The 19,385-nt window shown below is 62.5% G+C and carries 12 protein-coding genes and 1 pseudogene; 5 read left to right on the forward strand and 8 right to left on the reverse strand.

Features of this window, described 5'->3' with window-relative positions; all coding sequences use genetic code 11:
• Nucleotides 1-91 precede the first annotated feature (91 nt).
• Nucleotides 92-748, forward strand: a complete 657-nt coding sequence (locus FLG15_RS19400) for an RIO1 family regulatory kinase/ATPase domain-containing protein (protein WP_057679037.1) — start codon at nt 92-94, stop codon at nt 746-748.
• A 206-nt stretch (nt 749-954) separates the two neighbouring features.
• Here FLG15_RS19400 and FLG15_RS19405 read toward each other — a convergent pair whose 3' ends face one another.
• Both FLG15_RS19405 and FLG15_RS19415 read right to left on the reverse strand, forming a co-directional pair.
• The gene (locus FLG15_RS19405; RefSeq protein ID WP_057679038.1) at nt 955-2,940 is read right to left on the reverse strand and encodes a glycoside hydrolase family 84 protein; all 1,986 of its coding nucleotides are present in this window, start codon (nt 2,938-2,940) and stop codon (nt 955-957) included.
• Nucleotides 2,941-3,421: 481 nt separating this feature from the next.
• Complete coding sequence (locus FLG15_RS19415; RefSeq protein ID WP_008574841.1) at nt 3,422-3,796, reverse strand: P-II family nitrogen regulator; 375 nt, start codon at nt 3,794-3,796, stop codon at nt 3,422-3,424.
• Nucleotides 3,797-3,949: 153 nt separating this feature from the next.
• Between FLG15_RS19415 and ubiK the strand changes: the two genes are divergently transcribed.
• The 3 genes and pseudogenes from ubiK to FLG15_RS19430 all read left to right on the forward strand — a co-directional run bounded on the left by ubiK (nt 3,950) and on the right by FLG15_RS19430 (nt 7,552).
• Nucleotides 3,950-4,228 carry a ubiquinone biosynthesis accessory factor UbiK gene (gene ubiK, locus FLG15_RS19420; RefSeq protein ID WP_017156738.1) on the forward strand — a complete coding sequence of 93 codons (279 nt, stop codon included), beginning with the start codon at nt 3,950-3,952 and terminating at the stop codon, nt 4,226-4,228.
• 15 nt (nt 4,229-4,243) lie between these two features.
• Nucleotides 4,244-5,107 (forward strand): annotated as a pseudogene (locus tag FLG15_RS19425) (YifB family Mg chelatase-like AAA ATPase); the annotation flags it as partial.
• A 549-nt stretch (nt 5,108-5,656) separates the two neighbouring features.
• The gene (locus FLG15_RS19430; RefSeq protein ID WP_150147089.1) at nt 5,657-7,552 is read left to right on the forward strand and encodes a hypothetical protein; all 1,896 of its coding nucleotides are present in this window, start codon (nt 5,657-5,659) and stop codon (nt 7,550-7,552) included.
• 108 nt (nt 7,553-7,660) lie between these two features.
• Here FLG15_RS19430 and FLG15_RS19435 read toward each other — a convergent pair whose 3' ends face one another.
• The 6 genes from FLG15_RS19435 to FLG15_RS19460 form a co-directional block, all read right to left on the reverse strand.
• Nucleotides 7,661-9,742, reverse strand: coding sequence for a hypothetical protein (locus tag FLG15_RS19435; RefSeq protein WP_150147092.1), 2,082 nt, complete (start codon nt 9,740-9,742; stop codon nt 7,661-7,663).
• Complete coding sequence (locus FLG15_RS19440) at nt 9,739-12,162, reverse strand: sensor histidine kinase (protein ID WP_150147095.1); 2,424 nt, start codon at nt 12,160-12,162, stop codon at nt 9,739-9,741. The genes FLG15_RS19435 and FLG15_RS19440 overlap by 4 nt, the downstream gene beginning before the upstream one ends.
• A 63-nt stretch (nt 12,163-12,225) precedes the next feature.
• Nucleotides 12,226-13,428 carry a cysteine desulfurase family protein gene (locus tag FLG15_RS19445; protein WP_209228146.1) on the reverse strand — a complete coding sequence of 401 codons (1,203 nt, stop codon included), beginning with the start codon at nt 13,426-13,428 and terminating at the stop codon, nt 12,226-12,228.
• Nucleotides 13,429-13,439: 11 nt separating this feature from the next.
• A complete protein-coding gene (locus FLG15_RS19450) occupies nt 13,440-14,276 on the reverse strand; it encodes a phosphoadenosine phosphosulfate reductase domain-containing protein (RefSeq protein WP_150147101.1) in 837 nt (278 codons plus the stop codon).
• Nucleotides 14,269-17,595 (reverse strand): ATP-binding protein, encoded by a 3,327-nt coding sequence (locus FLG15_RS19455; protein ID WP_150147103.1) that lies wholly within the window; start codon nt 17,593-17,595, stop codon nt 14,269-14,271. Before FLG15_RS19455 ends, FLG15_RS19450 begins: the two co-directional genes overlap by 8 nt.
• Nucleotides 17,585-18,520 (reverse strand): DUF4007 family protein, encoded by a 936-nt coding sequence (locus FLG15_RS19460; protein ID WP_150147106.1) that lies wholly within the window; start codon nt 18,518-18,520, stop codon nt 17,585-17,587. Before FLG15_RS19460 ends, FLG15_RS19455 begins: the two co-directional genes overlap by 11 nt.
• A gap of 241 nt (nt 18,521-18,761) precedes the next feature.
• On the opposite strand from FLG15_RS19460, the gene FLG15_RS19465 reads away from it, so the two are divergent.
• The gene (locus FLG15_RS19465; protein WP_150147109.1) at nt 18,762-19,358 is read left to right on the forward strand and encodes a hypothetical protein; all 597 of its coding nucleotides are present in this window, start codon (nt 18,762-18,764) and stop codon (nt 19,356-19,358) included.
• Nucleotides 19,359-19,385: the final 27 nt, after the last annotated feature.

The following is a 19,385-nucleotide window of genomic DNA, read 5'->3' on the forward strand; positions in this document are numbered from 1 at the left end:
AGTTCTAAAATTAGGCAGACCGATCCCCGCGATCACCGTGAACCTGCGCAACGCGTGACATCTCCGCGCCGCCAAGGTCTGGAGAACTGCCATGCATTACCAGCCGCTGGACATGTCCAGCCTGCACCTCGTCACCCCTGTTCTGCTCAAGCAAGGCACCAGGCTGCTCGAGCCGGACGTCTACCGCACCCACGTGAACGGGCAGCCGGCGGTGGTCAAGGACTACGGCCGCTATCGCCGCACGCTGTTGTCGCCGATCGCCCGGCTCATGGTGCGCCACGAGGCCAGGATGCTGCGGCAGTTGCAGGGCTGGCGGCATGCCCCGGCCTTGCTCGGCACGCTGGGCGGGCTGGCGCTGGGCATGGAATTCATTCCAGGCGACACGCTCAGCGCCAGCACCGTTGTGGGCCAGGAGGTCTTTCAGCAATTGCAGCAGGCGCTGCGCCGGCTGCATGCGTTCGGCATCACCCATAACGATTTGCACGGCACCAATGTGGTGGTCAGTGCCGGCGTGCCGGTGCTGATCGATTTCACCTCGGCGTGGCGATTCCCGCGCTGGCTGCGGCGCGGCACGTTGGCGCGTCAGCTGCAGCGCAGCGACGTGGCCAACTTTCAGAAAATGCGCCAGCGCCTTGCCGGCATCGCACCGACTGCCGACGAATCGGCCCGCAGTGCCGAACCGCGTTGGGTGCAGGCAATTCGCAGCGGCTGGAAGCGGCTGTATCGACGCTTGAAAGGCAAGGCGTGACCAGCGCTGCCGACTAACGGCGACTGAGCACACCATTGCGCCCAGCTGCTGCGCTGATGTCGTCGGTTTGATCTGGAGCGCGGACGTCCTTCCGGCGCGCCATGCCAGGTGCTGCGATGCAGATGGCAATGGCGCCCGCGCATTTGCATGCACAGCGACGCGAACAATTCCCCGTGCGCGTCGTTAGTGTTTGTGCACTAACCCACTCATTTTGCTGCTGCCGACTCAGTCGCTGCCGCCTGGCGATAAGCGATCAGGCGCGGCGCTTGCGCGATGAAGCGGTCCAGCACGCCGTCAGCGATCTTGACCGGGCCGCCGAAGCGCGTGGCGCCGGGAATCGATTGGATCTGGCCCGCGACGGCGGCGATCGCAGCCGCCTCGGCAAACAAGGCCGGCGCCTGCGTGTGGCCGCGATTTGCCGCATCCAGCCCGGCTGCGGTCTTCTGCAGGGCCTGGCCCCAGTCTTCCATTGCCTCCAGCCACGGGCGCGATTGCTCGGCAAAACCCTCATCGGCCACGCCGTCGCGGATGATCTGCGGTGCCGCAGCCATTTCGTCGGCAGTGCGTGCCAGTTCGGCAATCGCCTGCGTGCGCGCTGCGGCATCGCCAAGCGCGATTGCCTCGCGTACATGGTCGAGCACCGCCTTCAAGCGTGGCGCCTGTTCCTGCCATGGCTGGCTGCCAAAGGTGGGCGCCAGGTGCTGGGTATCGAAGAGGGTCAGCAGGGCCGCAGCAACACGCGCATCGCCGCCGGCCAGATCGCGCGCCGCCGCATGCCAGGTGCGTTGCGCGTCGTAGCCTTTGTCGTTCCAGGCGAACGCGGCCACGCCCATCACCGCGACGCGGCTCGGCGCTTCCTGGTTCATCGGGTTGGACACGATGCCCGACAACTCGGCCGATAGACCCGCCTCGCGCCGCGCATACGGCGCCATCAGCAGGCGCCCGGCCGACGTTTCGAAATCGTTGACCGGATAGTTGTCCCACAACAGCGTCTTGCGGCCGAACGCCTTGGTGGCTGCGCGCGCATCGGGGATGGAAATGGCCGGCGGCACCACGTCGGTACCGGTCCACTGCACCACGATCTTCGGGTCTAGATGCTTGCGCAGCGCTTCCTTGTAGGGGCTCTCTTTGGCGTCGTAGTACTCGGTCGGCACCATGATCAGTTCAGCGGCCGCATCGTGGCGCGCGACCAGATCGGCCTGCACCAGATTGAGCAGATGCGACTGCGCGATACCGGCCGCCTGCGCGCCGGACTCGCCGAAGGTGGTCTTGTCGCGTTCGCAATTCCACTTGGTGTATTCGATATCGTCCAGCGCCACGTAGAAGCTGCGCACGCCCAGCGCGCGGAACGCATCGAACTTGCGCAACAGCGCCTTGGCATCGGCCGGATCGGAGAAGCACACGGTGGGGCCAGGCGAAATCGCGTAGACGAAATCGACATGATGGCGCTTGGCGGTGGCGGCCAGCTGGCCGAGCGCCTTCAAGGTCGTCTTCGGGTACGGCTCGCGCCAGCGATCGCGCGCGTAAGGGTCGTCCTTCGGGCTATAGATGAAGGTGTTGGCCTTGGTGCGGGCGAGGAAATCGATGTGCTTGCTGCGATCGCTCATCGACCACGGCGCGCCGTAGAAGCCTTCGATGGTGCCGCGGATCGGCATGGACGGGTAATCCTGGATCGTCAGCGTCGGGATGGCCGGCCGCTCGACCAGCTGCCGCAGCGTCTGCGCCGCATGGAACAAGCCATCGTCATCGTGGCCGGCCAGCGTGATCAGGCTGCCGCGATCGAGCGCAACGCTGGCCAACGTGTAGCCTTCCTTATGGGTGTCCTGCATCGCCTTGCTACGCCCCAGCGCATCGCGCACCACGGCCGCATCGCCGGTGCCGAGCACGATGTGCGGGCGGTCCAGCGTGGCAGGCAGGCGTGTGGCGGTCGCAATCTTGGTGACGCCTGCGCTGTCGAGAATGCTGCGCACCAGCGCCACCGTGGCCTTGTCCGCGCCAGGGGCGACCACCAGCACCACCGAGCGGCCCAAGGTGACGGTTGCCCCATCCAGCGTCATCGAGACCGGCGTCGGATAGATCGCCGGCTGGGTAACCGGTTCGGTCACGTCCTGTGCCAGCGCCGGAGCAGCCAGGCCCAGCGCTACCAATACCGAAAGCAGGCGCACGCCCGGCTTGCAGTTGCGTCGCTTCATCTCGAACTCCGGTATTGGAATGGTATTACACCCTAGAGTAGGCAAGTCGGGCGGCGGCGACAAGCGCGGCCGCGATTGCTCTCTGTTCAGCGCTGGAACGCCGTAACTTCAGGCTGTTTCTGCATGGCACGTCAGAAAGGTGCGGCAGCAATCGGTGGCGGTATTGAAATGGTCTGACAAGATGGACGGTGGCGCCTTCGCGCCCGGTAGCGGCCTGGCCCGCACACGCCCAGCCGCCCATCCGCGGCGGTGATGCGCGCCACCGCCAGTGCATTTAGTGCACGCGCAGCGCGCACGTCGCATGGCTTAGGTGGCCCGAGTTTCCTGCGGTCGGTGCGACCGCAATGCGCCTGATCCAGTGAAGTCGACTGGATTGCTGGCGCAGCACTACGGCTCGGTCTCGCCGTTGCGCAGGCAGAGGGCATCGAACCCCTCACCGCCCGCCACGCATCTGGCAAGCAGCAAGCGCCGCATTGCGAACCTACAGCGCGTCGCTATCCAGCTCGCCGGTACGAATACGGACCACCGTGCCCAGGTCGTACACGAACACCTTGCCGTCGCCGATCTTGCCGGTACCGGCCGCCGCGACGATCGCCTCGACCACGCGCTCGGCCTGGTCGTCGGTCACCGCCACTTCGATCTTCACCTTGGGCAGGAAATCGACCACGTATTCGGCGCCGCGATAGAGCTCGGTGTGGCCTTTCTGGCGGCCGAAGCCCTTGACCTCGGTCACCGTGATGCCCGCCACCCCACAGCCGGCGAGCGCTTCGCGCACATCGTCGAGCTTGAACGGTTTGACGATGGCCATGATCATTTTCATCGGTGCAGGTCCCAGGGCATGACGGCCGCGCAGCATACCGTGGACGGGCGCAACACTCATCCAACCGCGCCGCGCCCTCACCGCGGACGACAGCCGAATGAGACTATCCTTACCGCCTGCCGACTGCCTTGCCGATGTCCCGCGTGTCCCGGCCTGCACTAGGCTTCCTACGGACCTGCGGAGAACACCATGATCGATTTCAACCAGCTCGACGACCTCGCCCGCCGCCTCAGCGACCTGGTGCCGCCGGGCCTGCGCCAATCGCGCGAAGAACTGCAAAGCACCTTCAAGGGCGCATTGCAGGCCGGGCTGGGCAAACTGGACCTGGTCACCCGGGAAGAGTTCGACGTGCAGCGCGCGGTCCTGCTGCGCACCCGCGAAAAACTCGACGCGCTGGAGCAGACCGTTGCCGCATTGGAAGCGCGCGCACCCGGCACGCCACCCACTGCGCCGCCCACCACCCCCTGAGCGAAGGCCACCACCATGAGTCTGGCGCTGGTGCACAGCCGTGCCCGCGTGGGGGTGCATGCGCCTGAAGTTCGGGTGGAAGTGCATCTCTCCGGCGGTCTTCCTTCTACCCAGATCGTGGGCCTACCCGAAGCGGCAGTGCGCGAATCGCGCGAGCGCGTGCGTGCCGCCCTGCTGTGCGCACAGTTCGAATTCCCCGCCCGGCGCATCACCATCAACCTGGCACCGGCCGATCTACCGAAAGAAGGCGGCCGGTTCGACCTGCCGATCGCTCTCGGCATCCTGGCTGCCAGCGGGCAGATCGACCGTCAGGCCCTGGCCGATTACGAATTCCTCGGCGAGCTTGCGCTGACCGGCGAGCTGCGCGGCGTCGACGGCGTGCTGCCCGCGGCGCTGGCGGCCGCGCAGGCCGGGCGACGGCTGATCGTCCCGCTCGCCAACGGTGCCGAAGCCGCCATCGCCGGGCACGTCGAAGCCTTCACCGCGCGCACCCTGCTGGATGTCTGCGCCACGCTCAACGGCAGCCAGAAAGCGCCTGCCGCCGAGCTGGCAGCGCAGGCGCTCGGCGCCCGCGCCCTGCCCGACATGGCCGACGTGCGCGGCCAACCGCATGCACGTCGCGCGCTGGAGATCGCCGCCGCCGGTGGGCACCATCTGTTGCTGGTCGGCAGCCCTGGCTGCGGCAAGACCCTGCTGGCCTCGCGCCTGCCTGGTCTATTGCCCGAGGCCAGCGAAGCAGAGGCACTGGAAACCGCAGCGATCACCTCGATCAGCGGCCGTGGGCTGGATCTGGCCCGCTGGCGGCAACGCCCCTACCGCGCCCCGCACCACACCGCCAGCCCGGTGGCCCTGGTCGGCGGCGGCTGTGAATTCCAGCCAATTACACGAATTTCCAACTATTACCGAGACTGCGGCAGAACCCTTCCAGCACTCAGAATCCTGTGCGCTTGCTTTCGATCCCAGCCTACGGCGCCGACGCGGAATGGACCTCAGGATCAAGTATCGTTGGAAGCTAGAACTTCATAACGGTGTCCTGAGGGGAAAAGTGGCCGGGAACTATGACAGCCGCGGCATCAGATCACTTGGACAGATGGGGCCATCGAGGATTAGCACCCTATTGGCAACATCACCGAAGGACTGGGAGCTGGAAGACTGGCTCCGGGCGGTGTATATGGCTGACGACAATAGTGCGTATCGCTACGAGCTGCAGATTCAGCTAAGAGAAGCGTACCCAGAGGCTCCAGAGGAAATAACCAGGGTGCTCGATTTCTTCGAATGGCGTGAGGCAAAGCTTGGTCGCAGGATGGGGTCATGATCCTGAGCTAAGATTGAGCGAGCTGGTCTGCGGGCGGACCGCGTTGAGGTCTCCAACATAATTAGCGACTGGGTTATGTTGGGGGTCACTAAGGCCCCACGCCCACAGCGTCCATGCCGATCATTGAAGAGTTCCCAAATGACGATGCTTTCAGGCTCGTCAAATGGGTAGACAAGTTCATGCTCCCGCACCTGACGACGCGGTCGACCTCAGTCACCGTGCGGCTGCAACGAGTTCCGTTTCAGCGCCATAGCGACCTGAATCGGCTCACACGCGAGAGCGCTGTTGCCCTGCTTCCTCTGGACCGAACCGACGCGGGGCAAGCGCAGTACACCTCTGTGGCTGTGCACGCAGGCCTGCTGCCGCATCTAGCCATCGGCCGCGTGTATCAGGGCCGACGCCTTGTCGGCGAGCTACCCACTCGCCACGCGACCCTTACCCTGGTCGATGCCGAGCTGTCTTGCCATGAGATCAAGATCGGGGAAGAGCTCCCAGCGCCTGCGGGATGGACCTATCCCTACAAGCAGCTGCTCTCGCGGGAGTTCGGCGGGATCCAGACAGAATTCGGTGCCTCACGTTGCCTGGTCTTTGTTGATGCGAGTGGCATCGAATACGTCATTCCAAGAGCCCTAATCTTTCAAAGGTTCTACGCCATCCAGCGCGAGCTGGCTAACGCCTTCACCAGCGGCCCTTGGGCGCAGACCAAGCATAGGATTGTCTACGAGGGCCAGCTAAAGTCTGGATTGGAGACTAGGATCGATCCAGCCACCGGAGCGTGGCACATCATCCTGCAGACTCACGTAGACAATGACTTTGCCCGCCTGGCGGCGCTGCTCTACTTCGACGACTACGCGGCGGCCCGGGCCGAGTCGATTTACACCGGGATGCTGTCCGATCGGCGCGCAAACATGCACGCGCCCTGGTTCGCCAGCGCGCAAATCCCGTTCCGGGCAGAGGCCAAGCCGCTGCGCCTGCAGGTCAAGGGTTTCATGCTGCCGCCGCGCTTGGGCCGCAGAGAAGGCGGTGGCAAGCCGGTGGTGCACAAGCAGTCGTTTCTGGTGACCTCGATCCTGGGCAGCAGCTGGCCGAGCTACACGCCACCGATCAAGGCAGGGCGCTTGAACAGCGGCGACAAGGGTAAAGAGCAACTGCCCGCGCAGGGTGCCAGGCCCTATGCAAACCAGCTGCGCGCCAGACCCGCAGGCAGCGAAATGGTCACAACCAGCGCGACCGACGCCTCGGCTGCACAGGGCGATGCCGTCACCCTGGAAGACACCTTTTCGTGGCTGGACGGTGAAGAGCCGGAGAAGCTCACCAAGGATCGTAGCCAGCTGTACAGCGACAGCGATCTTCGTCCTGCGCCACCGCCGCCCGATGCGGCGTCCGGTGGTGAGCGCACACACCAAGGTGGCAATGCCGCCCCGGCGCATCACAAGGTGGTCGTCCGGGATCCTGTCAATCGCTTCCGCTATCTACTCGATGCGTTCGAGTTGTTGCACAGTGCGGGCGACCTGCAGCGCTATACCGTTTTCCAGCCCGCAATCCCTTCGCAACTGGCTCAATGTGGTGGCCTGAGCTGTTGGAATTTTCTGGATGACATGGCACGGCGCACCGGGCGATGGCCCAGTGCGGGCTGGCGCATGCTTGAGCGCGCACGAGGGGTACGCACCGAACGCACCCTGGGCAAGCCGCGGTGTGTCCTGGTTGTGCGCATTGAGGTTGGAGCCCAGCTGGGCTACTGGTTCGAGATCGAGACCAGAACGACAGAAGGGGGCGTGCTCTCCCCCCTTGTCGCCAGCACTGGGACAGACGAACAGGTGGCCGTATCACACCTGGTTGAATCCATTGCACGCGCTGAGGGACGCAACCTCAGGCAGGCAATGATCGCGGCAGCCTATGAAATTGGATCCGACGCTGCGCACTGCTACAAGCACTACTACAAGGGCGATCACAACTCCGAGATCGATCCGAATTCGTTGCGGCGCTTCCTGATGAAGTGGGCCGGTTAGATTGTTGCCGTCATCGCCCTCCAAAGCACTCGCAGCGTGACCAGAACCGGGCACGCTACGAGCTAGTCACAGGCAGCAGGCTAGAACAGCCCGCACCGCGTGCAACCACTAACAAATGATTTGTGTCGCAATCAGTGTTGCCCCAACCGCCGCGCGACCGTAGTTGGTATCGCCATTGAATCTGTCGGCCAATTTAGCTACATCCGCGTCAGTACTCACGTCCACGCGGACCAACGTGACAGTGTCTCTGATCAGCTTGAAAGCAAGGGGAGCGCCGGCCTTGACTTCGACACCTCGCACCAGCTCGGTCACTATCTCGGCTCTTCTGGCATCGTTGACGCCATTGAAGTGCGGCAGTAGCTTTCGTGCCTCCGTCACTGCGAACTGGATTCGCCACTTCCTGTCGTTCTGCCACGCGCTGGCTTCCGCCTCGACCGCTTGCAGGACCCAGCCTTCGGTCTGCTTCCGATAGACCTCGACCGAATATCGGTAGATTTTTGGCGTACGAATCCTGGCAACACGAGAAGCCTGAGAAACATACTTGGCCAGCACAGCATAGGCGGCATCGCTGCGCAATTGCCCGACGATCTCGAAGTGTTCCAAATCCTCCAGCAAGCTGGCCATCGAGGGTGTCGATGGTTGGCGAAGCTGCCACTGCAGCGCAAAGAATTCATCGGACTCGAGGTCTTCGCAGTAGTACTCTGACTCGAAGAGCTTTTCACTGGCCGTCACCTTGTCGACTGCAAGTTTCCTTCCCCGCATCAGCAGGTAATGCACTTCAGCGAGGTTGTTCAGCTTTTCTGATTGGACATCGCAGGCCTGGGTCAGATTGACGAAGTAGCGCTTGGCACCTTCTCTCTCCCGCAGAATCGTGCCAAACCTGATATACCGCTTCATCCAGACGAGCCGGTCTTCGGTATGCGCTGGATGCGGCGCTTCGGGTGCGGTGGCCGGGGCCGCCGCCGCTCCCGGGGCCGCTGCATCTGCCGCCGGAGCGTTTTTGCCGATCTCACCCGGCACCTCAGCCGGTAGTTCTTGCCCTGCTGCCGGCGCAGCGTCGACCGGCGCCACTGCAGGGTCCCCAGGCGCTACGTCTGCTGGCCTGGGTGGACGAGCCGCAGGCTCCCACCAGGGGCGGCGATGCCAAGCGACATCGCTCATGAGACTTCTGATGGCCCGCTGCGCGTGCCGCACTTCCACACCCTGGTCGATCGTGGGACCGATCGTTGATTGCGCGTCGTTCAAGGCCTGCCTGAGCGCATCGATCTCAGCGAACGGGAATCCATGCTCCTCGGCCTCCGCACTGACCCGCCGGGAAAGCACATCTGCCAAGTACTCCTCCAACTTCATCGAATCCTGGTTGGCAGTCGCCGAGAGCAAGGCGAAAGCGCTGGCGTCGAGGTCGTAAAGACGCCGGACCATCTGCTTGGCAGCCTTATTCAAGCTCGTCTTCCACGCCTCAACGAATCGCTCGATCGGCATGACCAAGGGCCGCTCGGTGGCGAGCTGCTGAAGAGCACGCAGCCACTTCTGCTTTACATCCTCGTCAGAGTCCGGGTTGGCGATGACAGGCTTGGCCAGAATGCGGAACCTGGACACCGAGATCTCGCACTTATCGCGGATATCCTCGAAGTGCCCACTAATGGCACCGATGTCCGACGACATGAGAATGACAAGAAGAGGACGTTCCCGATCGACATGGGCCTGCTTGAACTCGCGAATGAGTTCGTAGGTAGCCTGTGGATCGTTGTCCATCAAGAAGTAGTCGACCACGAGGAGATCATATCGATCTGCCTCTGGAAGGGCGCGAGCTTCCGTCCACTCCTCCAGCTCGACGCCTTCGACGGTTAGCCATTCCTTGATCTTGTCCAAGGGCTCTCGCAGAGCTTCCCGATCCGTCATCGCGCGCTCATATGCGCCACGCAGAACCTCATGCGCCAATGCGCGCACTTCAGGATCCTTCAGAGCCGCCAGGCGATCATCCTGGCTCACATGGGGTAAGCCCAACCGCTCAAGCTCATCGTCTAGGGCGAAAGTATAGTCGTGATTCGCGTCGGCAAGTATGTCGGAGATCACGACACCCTGACCATGCCTGTCTAGGCTGGCCAGATCGACCGTTCGGGACAAGTCGTCGTCTACGATCAACACCCGCACAAGGCCGGCGCTCTGGAAATGCGCTTCCAAGCTCATTTTTCCCTACCCGGCAGTTCAAGGACGAAGGTGCGTAGCTGACCGTCGTTACCACCATCAGGATCCAGGTACAGACGACCGCCGTGATATTCAGCGACTTCACGAGCCAAGTACAGGCCGTAGCCCTTGCCTTTGGCACGTAGCGTAAAGCCCGGCAGAAACACGCGCTCGCGATCTGTGGACAGCACCCCGGGACCATTGTCGGTAACGCTGATGGTGCTGGCATTAGGATTGGCATCGATCTCGATCTCGATACGCCCGCGCTCTGTGGTGTCCTTGCGCTTGCCAATCCAGTAAACCGAGTTGCTGATCAGATTCTCGAGCGCCAAGCTCAGGAAGCCTGGCACCATGCGAACCTTCGCTGTCGCATCCTTGGGTGTGACCGTGATGACATGTTCGATGTCATGGCGCGCGAACCGAGAGGCGTAGCCATTTAGGATGGTCTGGGTAAGCTTGACCACTTCGATATCGCGCTTGGCGTGTCGGGCGCCAGGCATTAGTGGGTCCAGCTGACGCAGACGGGTGTTGATTGCGCGAATTTCTTCCTCAAGCTTGTTGAGCAGCGCCTGCGTGTCCTCGTCAGCGTCCTGAGCCAACTCGAGCATCAGCTTGCGCGTCTGCGCGGTGGTGCGCGTCAGTTCATGCATCACGCCGTGCATGACGTTACCGATGCCCGCGAGCTCCAGAATGTCCTCACGCCCCTCACTAGCCTTTTCGATGGCGGTCTCGAATTTGGTCACTTGGGTGGTGATGAAGTGCAGATGCTCATCCAGCGAGTTGACCGTGGCCCGCAGATTCTTCGGAATCTCGGCCTTCAGCGACGCCACCTCCTGCTTGGCCAACGTCAGGCGATCGTTGAGCGTTGAGGTCCCCTCGTTGACCAAGTTCTCGAGCTCCTGTCGCTTCAGCGTCTCATCGTTGGCCTCCACCAGCGACCGCAGCGGGCCGATGGCGTACTTCAGCAACAACAGCTTCAGGAATTCGGCCTCCGGCGTGGTCACCAGGCCCTCTCGGTTGGTCAGGTCCACCAGTTGGGGGTTGCCCTTGTGCGTGATTTCCAGCGCGCCCACGACCTGAATTCGATTGACAATGTAACCGCTGCCTCGCAGGGCTTTGTGGTCAAGCCCGAGCCAATCGCCATCGCGTTCTGAGCCGGTGAAGCCCACCCGGAAGCCATCACGGTAGATCGCGATGCCACCAGACCAGATATCCAGTTCCGGTCGAATGATCGCGTTCCAGTCCTTTGTCTTCTCCCGCATCAACCTGCGGTTGAACCGCAAGATGTGAAGCTTGAACGGACCGATGGCCTTAAGCTCGTCAAGGCTTACTCCGCTGGACATCAGGCTCGAACCGACGATGCCGGCACTGCGCGTCTGTACGTCTTCCGACGCATCGCCGGGCGCAACCTTGAGGGTCACTGTCAGCACTTCATCCTTGGAATCCTTTGCCTTCTGCGGATAGAAATCCAGCAGCAGATATTGATCGGCAAGCTTACGGACCTCATCAGGTAGCGGTGGGAAGGCAATGGGCGGCAGGTCATTGACGGTGACGCTGATGCGGAAGCGGCGCGCCTTGGAGAACGGGCTACGTAGCCGGCGAATGAACGATTTCAGATCCTTGATCTGCTCGCCTTCTTCAGCCCAGTCACTACGCAACGCAAATATCCGAACGATGGTCCCGCTCAGCACATCTGTGGAACGGGCAATCTTTCGCACATCGACGGGCACATCAGAAATTTGCAAGGAGGCGTTGTCGAATTTTCGCCAATCAAATTCCACCGCTGAGACCCGTGTGGCGGCTTCTACCCATGTTTCCACGTGTGCACGCTCACCCAGCCTCATCATAGCCAGGCGGCCGATACCCTTGTTGCCGAGATACTCGTCAACGTTCGCAGGGGGCTTCGTGCCGACCTTGAAATCCGTGCCGACCGTCAGGAACACAGGCAGCAGATTGCCCTCCGAGATGCCGCATCCAGTGTCACTTACCTCGATGAAGTTGACTTCTTCAATGATGCGCACCGCATCGTCCACGCTCCGGGCCCGCCTTAGTCGGACCAGCACTGCATCAAAGTGTTCCTTTGTGGGCGTGGCCGCTTGCCGTCCGGCGGCAGCGGCGCTCAGCTGCTCGATGATTCCTTCCAGTTGCTGGGGAAGTGGCCGAGAGCTTTTGCGCACCTGACTGGAGAGCTTTTGGAGCAGCGCACTAGGAACCGGACATACCAGCCGCACCTTGACTGTCGGTGAGCCCGCATCGAATGAGTTCTTCAGCAGCTCATTGATCGCGATCTCGTCGGAGGTGATGAGCTCACGACCCAAATGAAGAAGCGTTCTGGCCGCAACGCGGAAGCCGGGTCCTTTCAGCGTGGAGGTCCGACCGGCACGGGCCGGTTTCGCTTTAGGCTTCTTTTTCGGTCTCGCCATACCTCAGGTCCCCTCTCCATGATGGCTTCGGGCGCTATTGCGCCCGAAGCGTCCCCTTAAAAGTCACGTTGCGCTGCAGGCCTGGCTGCCCCATCCAGCTTCCGGACGCTGCAAAGCATGGATCCGCTGGATTGCTTCAAGCAAGCGCATGGCCGCCTCGCCGGCCTCCTCCAAACGGCTGGACCGGCCAAAACTGAAGCGAATCACCTGGCTGGCCTGGTTTTCGTCCAGGCCAAGGGCCCTAAGCGCGTGAGACGCGCGCAGCTCCCCTGAAGCGCAGGCTGCGCCACTGGAGGCCGAGAGATGTGGCAACAGGCGGCCGAGCACATCGTCAGCTGCCACACCGGGGATGTGCAGGCTCACGTGGCCAGGGATGCGATTGACCGGATCACCGAGCAGCGAATACACAAGGCCTTGAGCATTCAGTTGTGCGAGGAAGGCGGCGCCAAGTGCCTGTAGGTGCAGACGATGCTCTACGGCGGCACGCTCGGCCAGAGCCGCCGCCGCGCCAAAGCCCACGGCCAAGAACGGTGCCACGGTTCCAGAGCGAATTCCTTGCTGCTGCCCCCCACCATGCATCATCGGTCGCAGCTGCTGCAGTAGGCCGGGATCGACATACAGAGCGCCAATGCCTGCGGGGCCGTACATCTTGTGACTGGAAAGGCATATCAGATCGAGCTCGTCTTCGACAGCGGACAAGGGCCAATGACCCGCAGTCTGCGACGCATCGACATGCAGCAGGTGGCCGTGCTCGTGTGCGACCCGGGCCAGCGCCGCCACGTCCTGGACGGTCCCGATCTCGTTGTTGCCATGCCCGACCGCGACAAGCCCGGGGGTGGCGTCCGACTCGCGCAGCTGGGTCTTTAGGCCCGAGGCCTCTATCCTGCCCAAGGCATCCACATGGAGCGTCGTTATCGAGATGCCTTGATCGGCGAGCGCGCGAGCAGGCTCCAGAAGGGACTTATGTTCGATTCCGCTCAGCCAGATGCGCGAGCGGTCAGGGTCGAGTAGACCCTTCAACGCCAGGTTGTTCGCCTCGGTCGCACCCGAGGTGAAGATCACGCCCTCTGGGTCTCCCCCCACCAGCATGGCAATCGCTTCGCGGGCATCGTCGATGGCGCGCGAGGCCCTCGCCCCATGCCAATGCTCCGCGTGAGGGTTGGCGTGCTGTCCGCTTAGCCATGGCAGCATCGCATCAACGACCTCCTCGGCTGGAGGTGTCGACGCGGCGTAATCTAGATACAGCGGCTCTGCAGCGGCGTCCATGATAGTCACGTCTACTTGTGACACACCAGGCATGCCTCACCCGCGCTGAACATGTCCTCCATGTCCAACCCCTCGGAGGCTGTCTCCGGTCGCAATGGATTAAGCCGCTTTTTGGCCTTGGCACGTACCCGGCGGTGCTCGTGCTCGCGCTCGATGGCGGCCACACGCTCAGGTTGTTCGAGCTCCACCAGCGACTCACGGTCGCTCCAGGTGAATGGCGAGCCGTGTTCCATGGCGCTCTTCTCGTAGCGCTTGGCTTCCTCGAATTTATCCGGATGCTGCTGCTTCAGGCGGACCCACTCGATCTTCTGCTGGAAGAAGCAGAACGTACACCCGCTACGGGAGCGCCAGTCGTAGTACTTGGGCAAACCGACACCTGCGCCTTCCAGCAGATCCATGACGCCAGCGTGGTCCACGCCCGCCTCACGGAAGGGCAGATGCACGGTCAGGTTTTCGTGACCCGAGTCATACCCTTCTCGATGCGACTCGTCGGCGCGGATGGCGACATAGCTGTGCACGCAATCGCCAGCCTCCAGCCAGGGCTTGATCCAATTGCGGAAGGGCACCAGCTTTAGCTGCCGTGTACACCAGCGCGTCCTCACCGAAGGCAGGAAGTGGCCGTATTCGCGCAACCAGAAGTCGAAGTCGCGCTGGGGATTCAAGCGCAGGATGGGCTTGCCAAGGAAGCCTTCCAGGCTACCCAGGAATTCATACACCTCCGGCAGCTCCTTGCCAGTGTCGGTGAAGAAGTACTGGAGGTCGAGCTCGGGATGATGCAGCCGCATGTACACGGCAAGCGCCGCGCTGTCCTTGCCACCCGAAATCCCCAGAACATGCCGGTCAGTCACGCTTGCCTCCCTGTGCTTGCAACTCTTCGAGCACCTTGGCGCCGGCCTCTACGATGGCGGCTAGGATCAAATCTGGCTTTACCGCATTGCTTCGCAGATGCTCGATCAGGCCATCTCGAACGCGATGGATGACCGCCGCGTCGGACTCGGCAACGTCGATCGTCGCCGAGAGTGTGTCCTGTCCACCAAAGACCACCGCCATGGCGCGGCGACCGGACGGACGCCCCTGCACCGAGGCAAGCGCTTCGATACGGCGAAACTCGAACGCCCACTGCGAGAGCTGCACGACGGCCTGGTCCAGGTCGTGATCACTAAACTCCCGGGCTGGCTTGCTTACGGCCAACGCCGCCAGACTCTCGATGTCCGCATCACTGCCTGTATAGGTCGCCAGCCGGCTAGCAAAGGCCTCCAACTTCAGATCACCGCTGACGCCTCGCACCGATTGAGCGCGCTGCTGCAACGCATCCAATGCGCCAACATGGTCGATGCTGCCAAGGAGCTTGCCCTCGAGCGCCTTCAAAGCAGCCGGATAGGCCTGATTGAGCTCTTCGACGACCTCCCCGATCTTGTCGACCAATGCCTTGCCATCGCGACCCGTGTCGAGCACTTCAGGCAGGTCCACGAAGATCGTTTTGACAGGATCCGACGCCCGTAGCAGCATCGTGCGCGTGTTGCGCGCCAAGTCACTGACTTTCGCCGTGCGCTGTGTCCACTGCGGGAGGGACAAGGTCCAAGACACCAGCGCCCGTGCTGAGTCAAGCGGATCAGCCGCGACCGGACGCTGCGTCGCTTCTTCCAAACGTCCGGCCAAGCGGGTGAGCATCTGCTTGGCCGAGGCATCCATGCGAACCCACTTCCAGCCGATGCGCGCAGGGTCCTGCAGCCACTCATCCACGTCTGCGTCGTTTAGATCCGGGCAGAACATGCCATCGACATACAGCGCGATCTCGCTGCGATGGGCCATCAGGAATGCTAGCGCCAGAATGGGCAGCGCGCCTTGTTTGACGCCGTAGGGAATCTGCCGCGCCAAGTCGTAGAGCTGTGCCAGGGTGATCGCTCCATCGGCGTCCTGCAGCAGTTCGCGCCATGCCTGCCACAGCGGCACCAAAGAACGCGCTCCCTCTAGCTCTTCGGACAGTTCAGGCGAAGAAAACGTGCCACGCTTCTTCACGGTCCGATGCAGGCCGAGTGGCGCCAGGATGGTGTGGTACAGACCCGCCTCGGCTGGGTAGCCCAAGTAGTCCAGCTCGTGCTGGTCACCGTGCGAAAGCATGCGGTGCATCAATAGACGCTGGGCCTTGGCCGCGTTTGAGGAGAGCACATCGCGATTGACTAGTTCGCTAAAGATCTGCGGGGCACTCTTGAAGACCGCATCACACACGCGACTAGCTGTGGGCGAGAGGCCCTCTTCGGCGGTTGGATGGAACGTCTTGCTGGCGCTGTACCAGGTGGCCGTCGCGAAGGCATCACGCAACGCTGCTTCCAGATCGCCACGCAACTGCTGCAGCCTCGCGTGGATTTCGCGCCGGGCAACGCCATCATTTTCCAACGACGGCGTGCTTTCGGCCACGTGCTCCAACGCGGCTAGCTCGCTGGCATATTCGGCCAGGCGATGATGACCTTTGGGGACACCAAACAAGGTCAGCGGGTCCTTGCTCGCCCTCGCCAGGTTGTGAGCCGCCTGCGCCAGCTGTTCGGAAGTGCTCTCTTCGTTCGGCACCAGCAGCGCGAAGCGTCCAGCTGGCGTCTTCTTGGGCGGCGCATGGGGATCCAGCGCGCCGCTCGGCGTCACTACGGAGCGTTCGAACCAGCGAAGCGTGCCCGTCTTGGAGTAGTGCTTGCGCGCGGTCAGCGGGGGCAGCACACCCAGTTGCTTGAGCTGCTCGTCGATGCTTTGACTGCGCTCGCGCTTGGCAGTATCCACGGCGGCATCGATATCGAAATCACTGCCCGCGTAGATGGCCCAGGCCTCGTTGTGCTTGCGGTAGATGATAATGCTGACCGCAGCAAGCTCTTCCAATGCGGCCTTGACGGCTTTGGGCGAGGCATCGTCCGCCGAGCGTTCAAGCACTTCAGAACTGGCCGCCAAGCCCGACCCATTCCGGAACAGCTCGATCAGCGCGATCGTCTTTGCTAAGGACACATGCGGCTCACGGAAGCGCGCTTCCACGCGCTCGATGGCTTCGGCACTGATGGCCCAACGGTGGCCGTCAGCCGAGGCCAGGATTGCCGGCTCGAAATTGGCGCGCAGGTAGTCCCAAAAACGCGCCGGCTGGTAATACCCGACGCTCTTGCGCGTGTGGCCTGCCAGAAACTCACGAAAACCCAGCGGCTCGGCAGAGCTCAGGAAGCCGAATACGCTGCGCTCATTCTGCCCAAAGCGGCGACGTGAACACGGGCCGAGCAGGGCCGCTGTCACCGGATGCAGCGGCCAGCACTGATCCAGGGTCTGGGCTAGCGTGGCAGGTGAGGCAGGCCGGCGCCGTTGAATGGCCTTGGCGATCACCTCGGTGACGCTGCGACTGCCGGGGTGCGGCTCCTCGCAGCGGATGGCGCCACCGATCAATGCAATGACCTCGTCGGTCCCGGCCACGACCGGCACATCGACGAATCGGCCTTGAATTTTGGCCCACTCGCTCTGGACGACTCGACCTGAGCGCGAAGCGTATTGATCAAAGGCCTGATGCAGGATGCCGATGACCACCAGCTTGCCGTTGCTACGGCTGGCGGCTTCGGCCAGCTCTTGCAGCAGATAGATGTCCTCTCCCGCGGCAGCCGCAGCCTCCAGCAGCTTGCCCATCTCATCGAGCAGAACCACCACGCCACCGTGCTCGCCCGCCTCTGCTCGCCGAACCAGCTCAGCGATTACATCGCGGCGCCCATTGCGCATGCGCTTGGGGCCGCGTTGAGGCGCATGCTTGTCGATCGCCTGACCTAGGGCCTCTTCAAGGGCCTGACGGCGCCCCACCACTGGCACGACCAGCCAAGGCTTCTTGCTGCCGAAGGCTTTCCAGATCTCGTCATCCGCCTCGACATTGAGGGCCTGCTTGGCACGCTTGCGGACCGTGGGCGTCCCGCCGGCCAGCTGCGCCAAGGCCAGAGCCAAAGTGGACTTGCCGCCACCATAGGGCCCTGTCCAGGTAAAGGCGCGCTGTTGGGATTCGTTGATGTGATGAGCCACCACAGCAAGCGCATTGCGCGAGCTGGACTGACAGATGTAACCATCCAACGCATCGGCGCGCGCAAGGTCGGATTCCAGCTGCACGGAGCGCTGGAAGCGCGGAGTGACCTGTATGCGCAGTTCCACGTTACTTGCCATATGCGTGCTTCAGAAGTCGTTGTTTGAGCGCATCGAGCGGTTCGGTCAGCATCCGACTGACCTGCCGAATGCCTGCCGTGTCGCTCCACCTCAGCTGCCCTTCGGAGATTTCCTCCAGGTTTGTCAGACGATCACCCACCGAGTTTTCATCCAATTTGAACACCCGACCCGGCGCACCGAATTCGTGCGCGATAGCCTCGAAAGACAAAGTGGCTTGGCCCGAGCCATTGGATCGCTCCTTGCTCTCCCAGAAGTCGAGAAGCGCGAGCGCGAACAGCCCATCGGGTAGCGAAGACTGCGCTCCACGCCTGAACCGGAACGTGCCACTTGGCCCTTCGGCCAACAAGCCGAGATCTGCGAGCAGCGGCTCTGCCGCGTCATCGGCCTCACGGCCATCACGCCGCGCTACGTAACAGCGCAGGCATACGTCCACGTCGCGCTTGAGGGTGACGTAGGAGACACGGTGACCCGCCTGCTCGGCTGCGTGGGCAAGCGCCTTGGCGACCTGTTCGGATTCGAAGGTTTGCTGATTGATCCGATTGAAGACCCACCACCATGTGGTCGATCTCTTGGCGCGTCCGGCGAGTAGCCAATGCACCCACCACGCGCTTGCGGGCTTTTCCAGATAGGGATCCAGACCGCGGCTGCCGAAGAGCGCTCGACCGACCACGCCGACGCCCATCTTCCCCGCGGGCTGCTCTTCCAGAACGTCGCAAGCCAATGCCCAATGGCGGATCGCCGACACCATGTTCTTGCCGACCCCGAAACGACGAATGCCGTTTTCCGGCATGAACGCCAACTTGGCATTGCCAAAAAAGTCGGGGTGTTGCACAGCCTCGTAGGCCTTTCGCAGCCACAGTTGGCGTAGCGGAAAGGTCTCGTGACCGGAAAATTGGACGTCGTCAGGAAGAGCAGGATGGGCCATGATCGCAGTCTACTGGCGGAGGTCGCCAGTAGACAATGAATTCCCTGGCAGGCTTCACCAGCGCTTAGTAGTGCGCGGCAGATTTATTCCCTAAGCCATTGATTTATATCGATCAAGCGAATGTCTTGGTCTGACTAAGAACATTATGCGCCTATCCGGCTACGCTTCCATGCTCTTGGGGGTGGAATCCGTTATGCGCAAACCGAACACTAATGGCCTATGGGGAACTGGGGTGGTCACGATGAAATGGTTCTGGCGAGCGGCTTTTGCCGCGGCGCTGTCATTTGCCGGCGCGGATGCTCATGCAGCTCAAAGTGCGCCGGTTCCGGTGCAACCGATTGAGCCGATACCCCAGACAGCGACTCGCGCTGCACCCCCTCCTGCGGCGCAGCCTTTGGCAATCAAGCCGGCTCAGGTCGACTCCACCCTGACGCCGGCAGAGCTGCGCATTAAGCTTGATGCCAGCGAGCTTCGGCTTCGACAGGCGATGCGGGACAGCCGGGCCACGGGCTGGCTGGAGAAGCTCTGGCCAGCGCTGCTCGGCCTGACGGGCGTCCTTGTTGGTGGCGTGATCAATATCTGGCTTCACGGCAAGCAGCGGGTCGCTACCGAGAAGGCCAATCGGGCAAGTGCAGCTTTTGAGGCGCAGACACAGATCATCGAGTACCGCTCCCGGCAGGCGCATGAGTTTTACTACCCCCTGCTCCTGAGCTTGCAGCGCTCCTCAGGTGTGCGGCGTCAGATTTGCGACCACCTTCATACCAAGAGCCCGGCCCGCTTTCGGTTTCTACGCGAGGCCGATGGGCAGGAGCACGAGGGTCGGCAGGGATTCGTGTAAAAAACAGCCAAAAGTGAGCTAACTCAC

Origin of the sequence: Xanthomonas phaseoli pv. dieffenbachiae (assembly GCF_008639345.1) — a bacterium.
In the GTDB taxonomy this organism is placed as follows: Bacteria; Pseudomonadota; Gammaproteobacteria; order Xanthomonadales; family Xanthomonadaceae; genus Xanthomonas; species Xanthomonas phaseoli.